We start from the raw sequence: 15985 nt of genomic DNA, 5'->3' as shown, positions 1-15985 counted from the left end.
GAGCCGAGCGAGCGCATCGGGTGCCCGCGCCCGTCCCAGCCGTTGAAGTCGCCGATCACGCGGATGCCGCGGGCGTTCGGCGCCCAGACCGCGAACGAGGTCCCCTCGACGACCCCGTTCGGCGTCTCGTACGACCGGAGGTGCGCGCCCAGCGCCTCCCAGAGCCGTTCGTGCCGGCCCTCGCCGATCAGGTGCAGGTCCAGCTCGCCCACGGTGGGCAGCCAGCGGTACGGGTCGTCGGAGGTGGCGGTGTGCCCGTCGTACTCGACTTCCAGCCGGTAGTCGCCGGGGTGCTCGGGCACGGCGACGGCGAACAGCGCGTCGATCACCGGCTCCATCGGGTACTTCCGCTCGCCCGCGCACAGCGTGACGGCTTTCGCGCCGGGCAGCAGCGCCCGGGCCGCGAAGCCCTTGCCCACCGCGTGCACGCCCAGCACCGAGTGCGGGTCGTGGTGGGACCCGGCGAGCAGCCGGTCGATGTCCGCGGCCGGCGGGGCCGCGGCCGGGAGGCCTTCGGGAGCCGCGTTCACGGTGTCGTCCCTCCGCTAGTGATCCGGGCGATCGAGGCGAGCGGCACGCCCAGCCAGTCCGGCCGGTTCGCGTGCTCGTAACCCACTTCGTAGACCGCCTTGTCCAGTTCGAAGGCGCGCAGCAGCTCGCCCTGCTCCCGCGGGTCCGCCGCGATCGCGGCGTAGCCCTCGCAGAACGCCGTCCGGTTGCGCTCCGACCACTCGTGGGCGCGCTCGGCCAGCGCCGCCTCGTCCGGCTGGCCGACCAGCATCTGCTGGGCCGCGTAGTCGAACGACCTCAGCATGCCCGCGACGTCGCGCAACGGCGACCGGAGCGCGTGGCGTTCCTCGACCGGGGCCGCGGGCTCGCCCTCGAAGTCGATCAGCAGCCAGCCGCCCACGGTCCGCAGCACCTGGCCGAGGTGCAGATCGCCGTGGATGTACTGCATCTCCACCGAACCGGCGGGCACCGTGCGCAGCTTCTCGAACGCCGCCCGCAGCTTCGGGGCGTGCCCGGCCAGCTCCGGCACCCGCCCGGCGATCGTGTCGAGCCGGTCGAGCATCGCCTTCGCCGAGCGTTCCAGCTCGTCGGCGTCCACCGGCTCGGTGCCGAGGGCCTCGGCGAGGTCCGCGTGCACCTCGGCAACGGCGCGCCCGAGCCGCTCCGCTTCGCCGGCGAAGTCGCCGCCGACCTCCTCGGGGTGCAGTTCGGGTGCGGCCATCAGGTCACGGACGCTGGTGGTGGCCATCGCCCAGCCGTCGACCGCGTCCGGGACGAACTGCTGGAGCATGCCGACCGTGGTCGGCTCGCCGTCCAGGTCGCCGGTGATCGACCCGAGCACCGGTGCGATGTGCTTGCTGCCCACCGCCTGCAGCGCGCGGTGCAGCAGCAGGTCCTTGTTCTTGCCCGGGGTCAGCTTCCGGAACAGCTTGAGGATGTACTGCCCGGCGTAGACCAGGGACGTGTTGCTCTGCTCCGAGGTGATCGGCCGGGCCCGCAGGCCGGTCTCCAGCTCGACGCCGGGCTCGTGCTCGAAGGTCAGCGAGCCCACGGTCTCCTCGCGGGCCATCAGGTCGAGCAGCACGCCGGTGACGTCGAGGTCGCCGGACGCCTCGTAGGCGTTGAGGTCGCCGACGGCGCCGATCCAGCTGGTCGACGCGATCTCGGGCGGATGCGTCCGCCGGCCCACCAGCAGCTGGTAGGGCTCGCGCCGGTCGTCCTGGGCGACCTCGACGACGACGTGCAGCAACTGCGGATCACCGGACACCAGCTCGGTCACGCCGAGCGGCCGGACACCGGTCACCGGCCGGTCCTTGCCGGCGAACCACCGCTGTTCGGGCAGCCAGCGCTTCAGGTCGCCGGTCAGGTCGTCGACCAGCTCGCGCGGGTCGGACAAGGGACTCACCTCGCTTCGCCTTCGTCTCCCGGGCTCGTCAGCTGGAACCAGTAGAAGCCGTGCCCGGGCAGCGTCAGCAGGTACGACAGGTCCCCGATGCTGGGGAACCGCACGCCGCCGGTGAGCTCCACCGGCGTGCACCCGCGGTGCGCGGACAGGTCCAGCTCCACCGGCTGCGGGAACCGGGAGAGGTTGTTCACGCAGAGCACGACGTCTTCGCCGCCGTCCGGGCGCCGCCACTGGCGCTTGTAGGCCAGCACACTCGGGTTGGACCCGCCGAGGTCGATGAACTCGCCCTCGGCGAATGCGTGGTGCTGCTTGCGCACCTCGATCATCCGGCGGGTCCAGTTGAGCAGCGAGGCGTCGTTGTTCGACTGCGCCTCGACGTTCAGGCCCTGGTAGCCGTACACCGGGTCCATGATCACCGGCAGGTAGATCCGGCCCGGGTCGCAGGAGGAGAACCCGGCATTGCGGTCCGGGGTCCACTGCATGGGGGTGCGAACCGCGTCGCGGTCGCCGAGCCAGATGTTGTCTCCCATGCCGATCTCGTCACCGTAGTACAGAACGGGCGAACCGGGGAGGGACAGCAGCATCGCGGTGAACAGCTCCTGCTGGTTGCGGTCGTTGTCCAGCAGCGGGGCCAGCCTCCGGCGGATGCCGATGTTGGCCTTCATCCGCGGGTCCTTGGCGTACTCCGCGTACATGTAGTCGCGCTCGTCGTCGGTGACCATCTCGAGGGTCAGCTCGTCGTGGTTGCGCAGGAAGATGCCCCACTGGGCCCCGCTGGGGATGGTCGGGGTCTGGGTGAGGATCTCCGAGATCGGGAACCGGGACTCGCGGCGCACCGCCATGAAGATCCGCGGCATCAGCGGGAAGTGGAACGCCATGTGGCACTCGTCGCCGCCGACCGCCGGGTCGCCGAAGTACTCGACGACGTCCGAGGGCCACTGGTTCGCCTCGGCCAGCAGGATGCGGCCTGGGTACTCGTCGTCGACGACCTTGCGGCAGCGCTTGAGGAACTCGTGCGTGCGCGGCAGGTTCTCGCAGTTGGTGCCCTCCTGCTCGAACAGGTACGGCACGGCGTCCAGGCGGAACCCGTCGATGCCCAGGTCCAGCCAGAACCGCAGGGTGTCGATCATCGCGTTCTGGACGTCGGGGTTCTCGAAGTTCAGGTCGGGCTGGTGGGAGAAGAACCGGTGCCAGTAGAACTGGCCGCGCACCGGGTCGTAGGTCCAGTTCGACGTCTCGGTGTCGACGAAGATGATCCGCGCGTCGGCGTAGCGGGAGTCGTCGTCGCTCCACACGTAGTAGTCGCCGTACGGGCCGTCGGGGTCGCTGCGGGACTGCTGGAACCACGGGTGCGCGTCCGAGGTGTGGTTGAGCACCAGGTCGGTGATCACGCGGATGCCGCGCCGGTGCGCCTCGTTGAGCAGGAAGACGAAGTCCTCGACGCTGCCGAACTCCGGCAGCACCGCGCGGAAGTCGCTGATGTCGTACCCGCCGTCGCGCAGCGGCGAGGCGTAGAACGGCGGCAGCCACAGGCAGTCGATGCCCAGCCAGGCCAGGTAGTCGAGCCGGCCGGCCAGGCCTCTCAGGTCGCCGGTGCCGTCGCCGTTCGAGTCGGCGAACGCGCGCACCAGCACTTCGTAGAACACCGCGCCCTTGAACCACTCCGGGTTGCTCGGCGCCTGCTGCGCCGACCGGAAGTCCCCGGCCTGCGGTTCCACGAGCATGCCGTCGGCGGTCATCGCCTCGCCGGTGTGCGGCACGCCCTCCAGCCCCAACGCCGCGTCGGGCCGGGCCTCATCCGCCATCTGTTCCACCTCAGTCCCTCGGGTTCCTGTCCTTCCGTTCTCAGCCGGCCAGCCGCCGTCTCACCGAGACCACGTGGGCCACCGCGCGCCACGGTTCGAGCCGGACGAAGTTCGCCGGGCCCCAGTCCCAGGTGTCGCCGGTGACCTCGTCGTGCGCGATCAGCCGTTCGTGCGCTTCGAAGCCGAGCGCGCCGGTGTCGAGCCAGAGCGTGCCCTCTTGGGGCCCGTACGGGTCGAGGGTGACGACCGTGACCACGGTGTCGCCGGTGGCCGGGTCCTGTTTGGAGTAGGCCAGCAGCGCGTCGTTGTCGACGTGGTGGAAGTGCAGGGTGCGCATCTGCTGCAGCGCGGGGTGGGCGCGGCGGACGGCGTTCAGCTTCGCCAGCCACGGCTCCAGCGAACGCCCTTCGGCGAGCGCGCGCTCGAAGTCGCGCGGGCGCAGCTGGTACTTCTCGGAGTCGAGGTACTCCTCGCTGCCTTCGCGGACCGCGACGTGCTCGAACAGCTCGTAGCCGGAGTAGACGCCCCACGTCGGCGAGATCGTCGCCGCGAGCGCCGCCCGCAGCGCGAACATGCCCGGGCCGCCGCGCTGCAGCGACTCGTGGAGGATGTCCGGCGTGTTGACGAACAGGTTCGGCCGGCCCTCGTTCCAGTGTTCCCGCAGGTCGATGGCGAAGTCGATCAGTTCCTGCTTGCCGGTGCGCCAGGTGAAGTAGGTGTAGCTCTGGGTGAAGCCGAGCCGGGCCAGGCCCCACAGGCGCGCCGGGCGGGTGAACGCCTCGGCCAGGAACAGCACGTCCGGGTGAGCGTCCTTGACCGACTGGATCAGCCACGCCCAGAAGTCCGGCGGCTTGGTGTGCGGGTTGTCGACCCGGAAGATCTTCACCCCGTGGTCGATCCAGACGGTGATCACCCGCAGCATCTCTTCGTAGACGGCCTTGGGGTCGTTGTCGAAGTTGATCGGGTAGATGTCCTGGTACTTCTTCGGCGGGTTCTCCGCGTACGCGATCGAGCCGTCCGGGCGCGTGGTGAAGAACTCGGGGTGCTTGAGCACCCACGGGTGGTCGGGCGCGGCCTGCAGCGCGAAGTCGAGCGCCACCTCCATGCCGAGCTCTTCCGCGCGCGCGACGAAGGCGTCGAAGTCGTCGAAGGTGCCGAGGTCGGGGTGGATGGCGTCGTGCCCGCCCTCGTCGGCGCCGATCGCCCACGGCGAGCCGACGTCCTCCGGCTTGGCGTCGAGCGTGTTGTTCGGGCCCTTGCGGTTGACCCGTCCGATCGGGTGGACCGGCGGGAGGTAGACGACGTCGAAGCCCATTTTCGCGACGCGGTCGAGGGCGGCCGCGGCGGTGGCGAAGGTGCCGTGCACCGGCTTGCCCTCTGCGTCCAGACCGCCGGTCGAGCGGGGGAACAGCTCGTACCAGGAGCCGTACGCGGCGCGGCGGCGGTCGACCCAGATCTTGTGCGGCTTGCCCTTGGTGATCAGCTCCCGCACCGGGAACTCGTGCATGATCTGGCGGACCTCGGGCGAGAGCGCGGGCCCGACGCGCTCGGCGAGGCTGCGCTCTTCGTCGCGCAGGGCCTTCACCGCACCGACCAGGAGCGCCTTCTCGCCGCGGCGGTCGGGGCGGCGGGAGACGCGCTCGATCAGCCGGGCGCCGTTCTCGATGTCGTTCGCGAGGTCCTCGGGCCCCTGCCCGGCGGCGACCTTCACCTCGACGGCGTGCTCCCACGTCGCCCACGGGTCGCCCCACGCGTCGATGCGGAACGTCCAGAGGCCGGTGGTGTCCGGGGCGATCACCGCGGCGAACTCGTCGGGGTGATCGGGACCGCGCGGCACCATCCGCGTCTGGCGGGTCAGCCGGTCGCCGGGACCGCGCCACGCGACGGTGGCCGCGACGGCGTCGTGACCCTCGCGCCAGACGGTCGCGAAGACCGGGATGTGTTCCCCCACAACGGCTTTGGCCGGATACCGGCCGCAGCTCACGCTGGGGGAGACGTCGTCGATGCCGAGCCGGCCGGTCATGGGCAACGCCCCTCGGTGTGTCGGTTGGACGCAGACGGCGACAGTCTGCCTGACTCGATCAAGCGCCCACGAGGCAGGGTTCTCTATCCCTGTACCCAAAACGGATCAACTGAAACGCTTCCGGCGCAACGAGTTCCGCCCACGTGTCCGGCAGGTTACGCGCAAGCGCGCACCGGACGCCGGGCCGCGCGCGCACGACACGCGAACCCGAACGGCCAAGAGCCGTACCCGAATGGACGATTCGCCCGTGTCCCCAGGGTCGACACGCGTGATTGGGGAGTCAACTCGCGTGATCGGGGAGTCGACACGGCGGCTGTGCCGTGTCGACCCTCCAATCACGCGTGTCGACCCTTCCCTCACGCGTGTCGACCTTCGGATCACGCGTGTCGACCCTTTCGGTACGCGTCAGTAGGGTTCGGGCTGGGGTTCGGCGGCCAGGCGGGGGGCGCGGAGCAGGAGGAGGGAGCGGGACTGGAGGGTCACCCGGCCCTTCGCCTCCAGGGTGCCCGGGTTGGCCGGGCTGCCGTCCGCGGTGCTCGTGTCCAGGGTCGGCTTGAACGTCTCGCCGTACTCGCGGCCCGGGAGGATCACCTCGGCCGGGGAGTCGCCGGCGTGCAGCCAGAGCAGCCACGAGTGGTCGGGCACCAGTTCGCCCTCGCGGTTGCGGGCCTGGCTGTTCGAGCCGTCGATCCACATGCCGAGCGTGTGGCGGTCCTCGAACCAGTCGCTCTCGCCGAACTCCTCGCCGTCCGGGCGGAACCAGACCAGGTCGGGCTTGCCGGTCGGGGTCGTCCGGCCTTCGAAGAACTCCGGCTGCCGCAGCGCCGGGCTGTTCGCGCGCAGCCGCACGACCCGGCGGGCGAACGCGAGCATGGCCTCGGCGTCGGGGTTGTCCGGGGTCCAGTCGAACCACGACGTCTCGTCGTCGAGGCAGTACGCGTTGTTGTTGCCGCGCTGGGTCCGCCAGAACTCGTCGCCGGCCGTCAGCATCGGGGTGCCGGTGGACAGCAGCAGGGTGGCGAACATGTTGCGCGCCTGCCGGGTCCGCAGCTGCCGGATCCCCTGGTCGTCCGTGTCACCCTCGGCGCCGTGGTTCCACGAGCGGTTGTCGTTGCCGCCGTCGCGGTTGTCCTCGCCGTTGGCCTCGTTGTGCTTTTCGTTGTAGGACACCAGGTCCCGCAGCGTGAAGCCGTCGTGCGCGGTGACGAAGTTGATCGACTGCCACGGCCGCCGCAGGTTGTGGTCGTACAGGTCCGACGAACCGGACAGCCGGTAGGCGAGGTCGCGGACGCCGGTCGCGCCGCGCCAGAAGTCACGCACCGTGTCGCGGTAGCGGCCGTTCCACTCGGCCCACTGGGCGCCGAAGCCGCCGACGCGGTAGCCCTCGCCGGTCGCGTCCCACGGCTCGGCGATCAGCTTGCAGCGCGAGAGCACCGGGTCGGTGGTGATCGCGGTGAGCAGCGTCGACGCGTCGTCGAACGCTCCCCCGCGCGGCCGGCCGAGCGTGCTGGCGAGGTCGAACCGGAAGCCGTCGACGCCCATCTCCTGCGTCCAGTACCGCAGCGAGTCGGTGACCAGCCGGACCACGGTCGGCGAGCCGGCCTCCAGGGTGTTGCCGCAGCCGGTGATGTCGGCCATGTGCCCGCGGTCGGTGTGCAGGTAGTACACCGGCGCGTTCAGCCCGCGGAAGCTCAGCGTCGGCCCGTCCGGCCCGCCCTCGCAGGTGTGGTTGAACACGACGTCGAGGATCACCTCGATGCCGGCCGCGTGCAGGGCGGCCACCATCAGCCGGAACTCCTCGACCTCGTGGCCCGGTTCGCTGGCGTAGGCGGCGTGCGGGGCGAAGAAGCCGAGCGGCGAGTAGCCCCAGTAGTTGTGCCGGCCGGCCCGGATCAGCGACGGCTCGTCGAGGAACGCGTGCACCGGCAGCAGCTCGACCGAGGTGACGCCGAGGCGGGTCAGGTACTCGATCGCCACCGGGTGGGCCAGGCCGAGGTAGGTGCCGCGCAGCGCCTCCGGGATGAACGGGTGCTGCCGGGTGAAGCCCTTGACGTGCAGTTCGTAGACCACCGCCTCCTCGAACGGCACCTCCGGCTTGATCCCGGTGTCCGGCCCGCCCGGCGAGGTGACCACCGACAGCGGCACGCTGCCCAGTGAATCCACTGTGGACATGGGCCCGCGCTCGGGATCGCCGCTGAAGCCCTGGGCCGCGCGCAGGTCGGTCAGCCCGCCGGTGATCTGCCGGGCGTACGGGTCGAGGAGCAGCTTGTGCGGGTTGCACCGCAGGCCGCGGGCCGGGTCGTACGGGCCGTGGATCCGGTAGCCGTAGCGCTGCCCCGGCGTCACCCCGGGGACCAGGCCGTGCCAGACGCCGAAGGTGCGCTCGGTGAGCGCGATCCGGCGTTCGGACCCGTCGGCGTCGATCAGGCACAGGTCGACGGCGTCCGCGACGGCGGACGTGATCGCGAACCGCACCCCGCCGGCCTCGGGGTGGGCGCCGAGCGGGAACGGGCGCCCGGCGAGGACGTGATCGGCGGAGGGTCGTGTGGCCATTCCTGAATCGTCCCAGACAAGGGGGGCTTCGTGCGCGGTGTGCCGGACGGTTACTTCGTCTCGACCAGCACGAAACCGTCCGGCGGCAGCTGCGCGGCACCCCCGTCCACAGTGGCGTCCGCCCAGGTCAGCAGGGTTTCGGTGGCGCCGAGCGGGAGCGTGACCGGGCCGACGCCGAAGTTGACCGCCAGCCGCAGCGTGCCGCGGTGCAGCACCAGCCAGGAACCGTCCGGCGCGGAGTCGATCCGCAGGCCGGCGACCCACGGGTCGGCCAGCTCCGGCCGTTCGCGGCGCAGCCGGATCAACGCGCGGTAGAGCTCGAGCATCTCTCGGTGACCGGGACGCTCGACCTCGGTCCAGTCGAGCCGCGACCGTTCGACGGTGGCCGGGTCCATCGGGTCCGGTACGTCCGATTCGCCCCAGCCGTGCCGGGAGAACTCGCGACGGCGGCCCGTGCGGACGGCTTCGGCCAGCTCCGGGTCCGGGAAGGACGCGAAGAACTGCCACGGCGTGCTCGCCGCCCACTCCTCCCCCATGAACACCATCGGCGTGTAGGGCGAGCAGAACAGGATCGCGGCGCCACAGGCCAGCCGGTCCACCGAGACCGTCGCGGACAGCCGGTCGCCGGTGGCGCGGTTGCCGATCTGGTCGTGGTTCTGCAGGTAGCCGAGGAAGCGGTGGCCGGGCACGGTCCGCGTGTCGACCGGGCGGCCGTGCGTCCGCTCCCGGAACGACGACCAGGTACCGGCGTGGAAGAACACCTCGCGCAGCACCCGTTCCAGGGCGTCCGGCGCGGCGAAGTCGGTGTAGTACCCGGTCGCCTCGCCGGTGAGCTTGACGTGCAGGGCGTGGTGCAGGTCGTCCGACCACTGGGCGTGCAGGCCGTAGCCGCCGCGCTCGCGGGGCGTGACCAGCCGCGGGTCGTTGAGGTCGGACTCGGCGATCAGGGTCAGCGGCCGGTTGAGCGCCGCCGACAGCGCGTCGACCTCGGTGGCGAGCTGTTCGAGCAGGTGGACGGCCCGCCGGTCGAGCAGCGCGTGCACCGCGTCGAGGCGCAGGGCGTCGATGTGGAAGTCGCGGAACCAGCTCAGCGCGTTGTCGATCACGTACCGGCGGACCTCGTCGGAGCCCGGGCCGTCGAGGTTGAGACCGGGACCCCAGTCGTTCTGCCCGGCGAAGTACGGCCCGAACCTGTCGAGGTAGGCGCCCGACGGCCCGAGGTGGTTGTAGACGACGTCGAGCACGACGGCCAGGCCGCGCGCGTGGGCCGCGTCGACGAACCGCTTGAGCCCGTCCGGCCCGCCGTAGGGCTGGTGGACCGCGCCCCAGAGGACGCCGTCGTAGCCCCAGCCCGCGGTCCCGTCGAAGGAGTTGACCGGCAGCAGCTCGACGTGCGTGATGCCGAGGTCGACGAGGTGGTCGAGCCGCTCGACGGCCGCGTCGAAGGTGCCGCCCTCGGTGAACGTGCCGATGTGGAGCTCGTAGAGGACGGCGCCGGGCAGCTGACGGCCGTGCCACGCGTCGTCGGTCCACTCGAACTCGCCGTGGTCGTAGACGCGCGACTCCGCGTGGACGCCGTGCGGCTGCCACCGCGACCGCGGGTCGGGCAGCGGCTTCTCGTCGTCGTCGACCAGGAAGGCGTAGTTGATGCCGTCGGCGTCGGCGTGCCACCAGCCGCCGTCGCCGGCGGTCATCTCGTGCACGCCCGCGTCGACGCTCACCCGGACCCGGCGGGCCGACGGGGCCCACACGCTGAACTTCATGCGTCTCCTCGCACCAGCAACGCGACGGGGTAACGGTCGAACAGGGTGGCCAGGTCGCCGGAGACGTCCCGGCCGGTCAGGACATCGGTCCAGACGCCGTCCGGCAGCGGCAGCACGGTGTCGCGCCAGCCGCCCGCGGCTTCCAGGCCGACCGGCAGCCGGGTGACCGCGACGGCCAGGCCGGGGCTGCGCGTGTAGGCCAGGCAGTGCTCCGCCGCGACGCCCTCGGCGCGCAGCGGCCGGTAGCCGCGGAACAACGCGGGGTGCTCCTGGCGCAGCTTCAGCGCCTTGTGCACGACCAGCAGCTTCGCCGCGCCCGACGCGTCGATCTCCGGCAGCTCGCCCTCGGCGATCCGCGCGAGCAGCTCGCGGCGGACCGCGTAGTCGACCGGACGGCGGTTGTCCGGGTCGACCAGCGAGAAGTCCCACAGCTCGGTGCCCTGGTAGACGTCCGGGACGCCGGGCGCGGTCAGCTGGACGAGCTTCTGGCCGAGCGAGTTGCTCCAGCCCGGCCGCTCGATCCGCGCGACGAACGCGGCCACGTCGGCGTCGTCCACGACGGCGTCGGGCCAGGCGGCGACGGCGGCCTCGAAGGCCTCGTCGTGGTCGGTCCAGCTGGTCCGGAGCTTGGCCTCCTTGGCCGCCTTGTCGAGGTAGTCCCGCAGCCGGGCCGGCTCGATCGGCCAGGTGGACACCAGCGTCTGCCAGGCGAGCAGGTTGAGCGACGGCTCGTCGATCCCGTGGCTCGCGGTCCACCGCCGGACCGCTTCGGCGAACTCGCCGGGCAGTTCGGCCAGCACGGCCATCCGGGCTCGGGTGTCCTCGGACCGCTTGGTGTCGTGCGTGGTCAGCGTCGTCATCGCGGCCGGGTAACCGGCTTCGCGCTCCGCGGCCAGCCGGTGGAACTCCTCGACACCGAGGCCGAAGCGGTCCGGGTTGCCGCCGACCTCGTTGAGCGCGGCGAAGCGGGTGTAGCGGTAGAACGTGGTGTCCTCGGTGCCCTTGGCCACGACCATGCCGGACGTCTGCTGGATCCGGGTGGCCAGCTCGCCGTCCGGCTCGGCGCGGACCTGCGCGTCGAGGGCTTCGAGCGGGCCGGCGAGGTCCGGCCGGGCCTGGCGCGCCCCGGCGATCGCGGCGGCCCAGTGCGCCGCGCCTTCGGGCAGGTAGGAGCGGTAGACCGGGAAGGCGATCATCGTCTCGGCCACCGCCTGCCGCGCCTGCTCGGCTTCGACGTCCCGCAGCAGCGCCGCGATCCGCCGGACCTCGGCGACCAGGATGCGGTCGGTGACCAGGCGCCGGGCCTCGGCCTCGACGCGGTGGTAGCCGGTCTTCACGCCCAGCTCGTTCGCCAGTGCCGTGAAGCCGGGCTCGCCCGCCGGGTCGACGAAGACGCCGGCGATCTCACGCAGGGCGTCGTACCCGGTGGTGCCGTCGACCGGCCAGCTCTGCGGCAGCGGCTCGCCCGGGTGCAGGATCTTCTCGGCCACGATCCACGCGTCCGGCGCGTTCTCCCGCAGCCGCCGGAAGTAGCCGCCCGGGTCGGCCAGGCCGTCCGGGTGGTCGACGCGCAGGCCGGTGACGTCGCCGTCGGCGACCCAGCGCAGCACCTCGCCGTGCGTCCCGGCGAACACCTTCGGGTCTTCGACGCGGACCGCCGCCAGGTTCGTGATGTCGAAGAACCGGCGGTAGTTCAGCTCCGCGTTGCCGCGGCGCCAGCCGATCAGGCGGTAGTGCTGGCGCTCGTGGACCTCTTGCGGCGTCCCGGTTTCCGTTCCGGGGGCGATCGGGAACCGGTGGTCGTAGTAGACCAGCTCGTCGCCGTGGACGGACAGCTCCGCGACAGCGTCGTCGTCGCCCAGGACCGGCAGCAGGAGCGGGCCGCGGTCCCAGTCGACGTCGAAGAAGGCCGCGTACTCCGAGTCGCGGCCGTGCTTCAGCACGTCCCACCACCAGCGGTTCGCCTTCGGCACCTCGACCGACATGTGGTTCGGCACGATGTCGACCACCAGGCCCAGCCCGAGCTCCTTCAGCAGCGCGGACAGCTCCTGGCGCGCCCCCTCGCCGCCCAGCGCGGGACGCGCGCGGGTCGGGTCGACGACGTCGTAGCCGTGCGTCGAGCCCGGGGTCGCGTCCAGCACCGGCGACAGGTACAGCGCGCCGATGCCGAGGTCGCGCAGGTAGCCGGCGATGCCGGCCGCGTCGGCGAAGGTGAACTCCGGGCGCAGCTGGACCCGGTAGGTCGACTCCGGCACGGTCATGCGGATTCCGTCTCCGTCCGTTGCAGCACGATCAGGGACCGGGCGGGGAGGGTGAGCCGGCCGCCGCCTTCGATCGGCTTCGCGTCGGCGGGTTCCACCTCCCCGGTCGCGGTGTCGACCACGACGGTCCAGCTCTCCCCGTAGCCGTTGCCCGGGAGCGTGGTGTCGATGTCCTCGTAGTGGGCGTTGAAGGCGAGCAGGAACGAGTCGTCCTCGACCTTCATGCCGCGCTGGTCGAGGTCGGGGATCGCCTTGCCGTTGAGGAAGACGACGACCGCCTTGCCGAAGCCGTCGTCCCAGTTCTGCTCGGTCATCTCCTCGCCGGCCGGGGTGAACCAGGCGATGTCGCCGAGCTTGTCGCCCTTGCCGACCGGCCCGCCCTGGAAGAACCGGCGGCGGCGGAACACCGGGTGGCGGTGCCGCAACGCGCCCAGCCCGGCGGTGAACTTGACCAGGTCGGCGTTCTCCTTGGCCAGTTCCCAGTCCATCCAGGACAGTTCGGAGTCCTGGCAGTAGACGTTGTTGTTGCCCTGCTGGGTGCGGCCGAACTCGTCGCCGTGCAGGATCATCGGCACGCCCTGGGACAGCATCAGGGTGGCCAGCATGTTGCGCTGCTGCCGCGCGCGCAGCGTCAGCACCTCGGGATCGTCGGTCTCGCCCTCGACCCCGCAGTTCCACGACCGGTTGTCGTCGGCGCCGTCCCGGCCGTCCTCGCCGTTGGCCTCGTTGTGCTTTTCGTTGTAGGACACCAGGTCCCGCAGCGTGAAGCCGTCGTGCGCGGTGACGAAGTTGATCGACGCGAACGGACGGCGGCCGTCGTCCTGGTAGAGGTCCGACGAGCCGGTGATCCGCGAGGCGAACTCGCCCAGCGTCGAGGGTTCGCCGCGCCAGAAGTCCCGGACGGTGTCGCGGAACTGCCCGTTCCACTCCGTCCACAGCGGCGGGAAGTTGCCGACCTGGTAGCCACCGGGGCCGACGTCCCACGGCTCGGCGATCAGCTTCACCTGGCTGACGATCGGGTCCTGCTGCACGAGGTCGAAGAACGTCGACAGCCGGTCGACGTCGTAGAACTCGCGGGCCAGCGCCGAGGCGAGGTCGAAGCGGAAGCCGTCGACGTGCATCTCCGTCACCCAGTAGCGCAGCGAATCCATGATCAGCTGCAGGGTGTGCGGGTTGCGGACGTTGAGGGAGTTCCCGGTGCCGGTGTAGTCCATGTAGTACTCGGGCTCCCCCTCCACCAGCCGGTAGTAGGCCTCGTTGTCGATGCCCCGCATCGACAGCGTCGGCCCGAGGTGGTTGCCCTCCGCGGTGTGGTTGTAAACCACGTCGAGGATGACTTCGATGCCGGCTTCGTGGAAGGCCTTGACCATGCCCTTGAACTCCTGGACCTGGCCGCCCTCGCCGGGCATCGCCGCGTAGGAGTCGTGCGGCGCGAAGTACCCGATCGTGTTGTAGCCCCAGTAGTTCGTCAGGCCCTTCCCGTCGAGGCCGTGGTCGGTGACGAACTGGTGCACCGGCAGCAACTCCACCGCGGTCACGCCGAGTTTCTGCAGGTGTTCGACGACGGCGGGGTGCGCGAGCCCGGCGTAGGTGCCCCGCAGCGGTTCGGGCACGAACGGGTGGTTCACAGTCATGCCCTTGACGTGGGCCTCGTAGATGACCGTTTCGTTGTACGGCCGCTTCGGCTGCCGGTCGTTGCCCCAGTCGAAGAACGGGTTCGCCACCAGCGAATACGGCACGCGACCGGCGGAATCGTCGTCGTTGCGCTCGTCCGGGTTGTCGAACTGGTAGCCGAACAGGGACTCGTCCCACTTCACGCCGTGCGAGACGGCCTTCGCGTACGGGTCGATGAGCAGCTTGTTCGGGTTGCAGCGCAGGCCGCGCTTCGGGTCGTACGGGCCGTGCACGCGGTACCCGTAGCGCTGCCCGGGCCCGACGTTGAGCAGGTAGCCGTGGTGGACGAAGCCGTCCACCTCTTCGAGCGCGTACCGCGTCTCCTTGCCCTCGGCGTCGAACAGGCACAGTTCGACGCGCTCGGCCACCTCGGAGAACAGGGCGAAGTTCGTCCCGACTCCGTCGTAGGTGGCGCCGAGCGGGTAGGGCGTTCCGGGCCAGGGCCGCACTGGGTTTCTCCTCGAGCTTGGTCGTGCCGGTGGCGTATCACCGGGGGTCGCGCGCGACGGGGTGGTCGTTACCGGGGCAGCGGCCGGGCCGCCGCCAGCGGTGCGACCGCGGCGCGGACCCCCTTCGCGGTGAAGAAGCCGTCAACGCTGACGGGCAGGCGAATCCGCCAGTTAGGGTACTGGTCGACCGTTCCGGGCAGATTCGGCTGCCGCACCTGGCCCGCGACGTCGGCCGGCGAGGTCAGCACGAGCCGTGACGCGGCCGAGGCCAGCAGGGTGTGCAGCGCGACGACCGGGTCGTCGCCCGGAATCCCTTCCCGCGCAACGAGTTCCAGCAGCGCCGTGCGCTCCTCGGCGGCCGCCGCTTCCTCCGCTTCGACCCCGCGGTCCAGCAGTCCGAGCTCGGCCCGGACCCGGACGTGCTCGCTCTTCAGCCAGCCCGAGACGGTCGGCAGGTCGTGCGTGGAGATGCTGGCCATCGCGTCCGGGTCCCATTCCGCCGGGCGGGTGAACGGCTGGCCGGGCGTGTCCCAGTCGCGTTCGAACCACAGCACGGCGGAGCTGAGCATCCCCCGTTCGTGCATGGTTTCGGTGACGACCTCCTCGACGGTGCCGAGGTCCTCCCCCACGACGACGGCCCCGGCGCGGTGCGCTTCGAGCGCGAGCACGCCGACCATCGCTTCGGCGTCGTAGTGGACGTACGTGCCGCGGTGCGCGGGCTCGCCCGGCGGGATCCACCACAGCCGCCACAGGCCGGCGATGTGGTCGACGCGGATGCCGTCGGCGAAGCGCAGGACACCCCGGATGACGTCCCGGAACGGGGCGTACCCGGCCTCGGCCAGCTTGTCCGGCCGCCACGGCGGCAGGTTCCAGTCCTGCCCCTGCTGGTTGAAGGCGTCGGGCGGCGCGCCGACCCGGGCGTCGGCGGCGAAGACGTCGTTGAGCGCCCACGTGTCGGCCCCGCCGGGGTGCACCCCGACCGGCAGGTCGTGCACGATCCCGACGGTCATCCCGGCTTCCCGCGCGGCGGTCCGCGCCGCTTCCAGCTGGACCCGGCAGAGGTGCTGGAGCCAGGCGTGGAAGGCGACGCGGTCCCCGAGCTCGTCGCGCGCCTTCGCGGTCGCAGGCCCGGCCGGGTCGCGGAGGTCTTCCGGCCAGTCCCGCCAGTCGCCGCCGTGCCGCTCGGCGAGGGCGCAGAAGAGGGCGAAGCCGCTCAGGTCGGCGTCCTCGGGCACGTTTTCGACGCGGTGCGGCCACAGCAGCTCGAGGGCGGCGCGCTTGGCGGTCCAGACGGCGTCGTAGTCGATCAGTTCGCCTTCGCGGTCCGGGGCCAGGGATTCGACGGCCTCCCGCGTCGCGGCGTCGGCGTTCCGGAAGGTCTCGGTGGCGGTGACGCGCAGGTAGACGGGGTTGGCGAACCGGCGGCTCGCCGGGGAGTAGGGCGACCGTTCGATCGGGTGGGCGGGGCTGATCGCCTGGACCGGGTTGACCAGCACCACGCCGGCGTCCAGCTCGGAGGCCGACCGGGCGGCGAAGGTGGCG

9 protein-coding genes are annotated in these 15985 nt (G+C 71.3%); all 9 read right to left on the bottom strand.

What is annotated here, in order from left to right:
- Window positions 1–530 (bottom strand): GlgB N-terminal domain-containing protein (locus CCN39_RS16655; protein ID WP_434781107.1); only part of this gene is annotated, 530 nt, incomplete at its 3' end.
- Window positions 527–1906, bottom strand: coding sequence for a maltokinase N-terminal cap-like domain-containing protein (locus CCN39_RS16650; protein ID WP_086842993.1), 1380 nt, complete (start codon window positions 1904–1906; stop codon window positions 527–529). The genes CCN39_RS16655 and CCN39_RS16650, both read right to left, overlap by 4 nt.
- 5 nt (window positions 1907–1911) lie before the next feature.
- Window positions 1912–3720 carry a maltose alpha-D-glucosyltransferase gene (gene treS, locus CCN39_RS16645; RefSeq protein WP_086842995.1) on the bottom strand — a complete coding sequence of 603 codons (1809 nt, stop codon included), beginning with the start codon at window positions 3718–3720 and terminating at the stop codon, window positions 1912–1914.
- A 40-nt stretch (window positions 3721–3760) separates the two neighbouring features.
- Window positions 3761–5743 (bottom strand): maltotransferase domain-containing protein, encoded by a 1983-nt coding sequence (locus CCN39_RS16640; protein ID WP_086842991.1) that lies wholly within the window; start codon window positions 5741–5743, stop codon window positions 3761–3763.
- Between the two features lie 405 nt (window positions 5744–6148).
- Window positions 6149–8296 (bottom strand): glycogen debranching protein GlgX, encoded by a 2148-nt coding sequence (gene glgX, locus CCN39_RS16635; RefSeq protein WP_086842989.1) that lies wholly within the window; start codon window positions 8294–8296, stop codon window positions 6149–6151.
- 50 nt (window positions 8297–8346) lie between these two features.
- The gene (gene treZ, locus CCN39_RS16630; RefSeq protein ID WP_086842987.1) at window positions 8347–10059 is read right to left on the bottom strand and encodes a malto-oligosyltrehalose trehalohydrolase; all 1713 of its coding nucleotides are present in this window, start codon (window positions 10057–10059) and stop codon (window positions 8347–8349) included.
- The gene (treY, locus tag CCN39_RS16625) at window positions 10056–12320 is read right to left on the bottom strand and encodes a malto-oligosyltrehalose synthase (RefSeq protein WP_086842985.1); all 2265 of its coding nucleotides are present in this window, start codon (window positions 12318–12320) and stop codon (window positions 10056–10058) included. The genes treZ and treY overlap by 4 nt, the downstream gene beginning before the upstream one ends.
- A complete protein-coding gene (gene glgX, locus CCN39_RS16620; protein WP_086842983.1) occupies window positions 12317–14443 on the bottom strand; it encodes a glycogen debranching protein GlgX in 2127 nt (708 codons plus the stop codon). Before glgX (CCN39_RS16620) ends, treY begins: the two co-directional genes overlap by 4 nt.
- 68 nt (window positions 14444–14511) lie before the next feature.
- Window positions 14512–15985 (bottom strand): 4-alpha-glucanotransferase (malQ, locus tag CCN39_RS16615; protein WP_086842981.1); only part of this gene is annotated, 1474 nt, incomplete at its 5' end.

Origin of the sequence: Amycolatopsis kentuckyensis (assembly GCF_002155975.1) — a bacterium.
Classification (GTDB): domain Bacteria; phylum Actinomycetota; class Actinomycetes; order Mycobacteriales; family Pseudonocardiaceae; genus Amycolatopsis; species Amycolatopsis kentuckyensis.
This window is presented reverse-complemented; position numbering and strand designations above follow the sequence as displayed.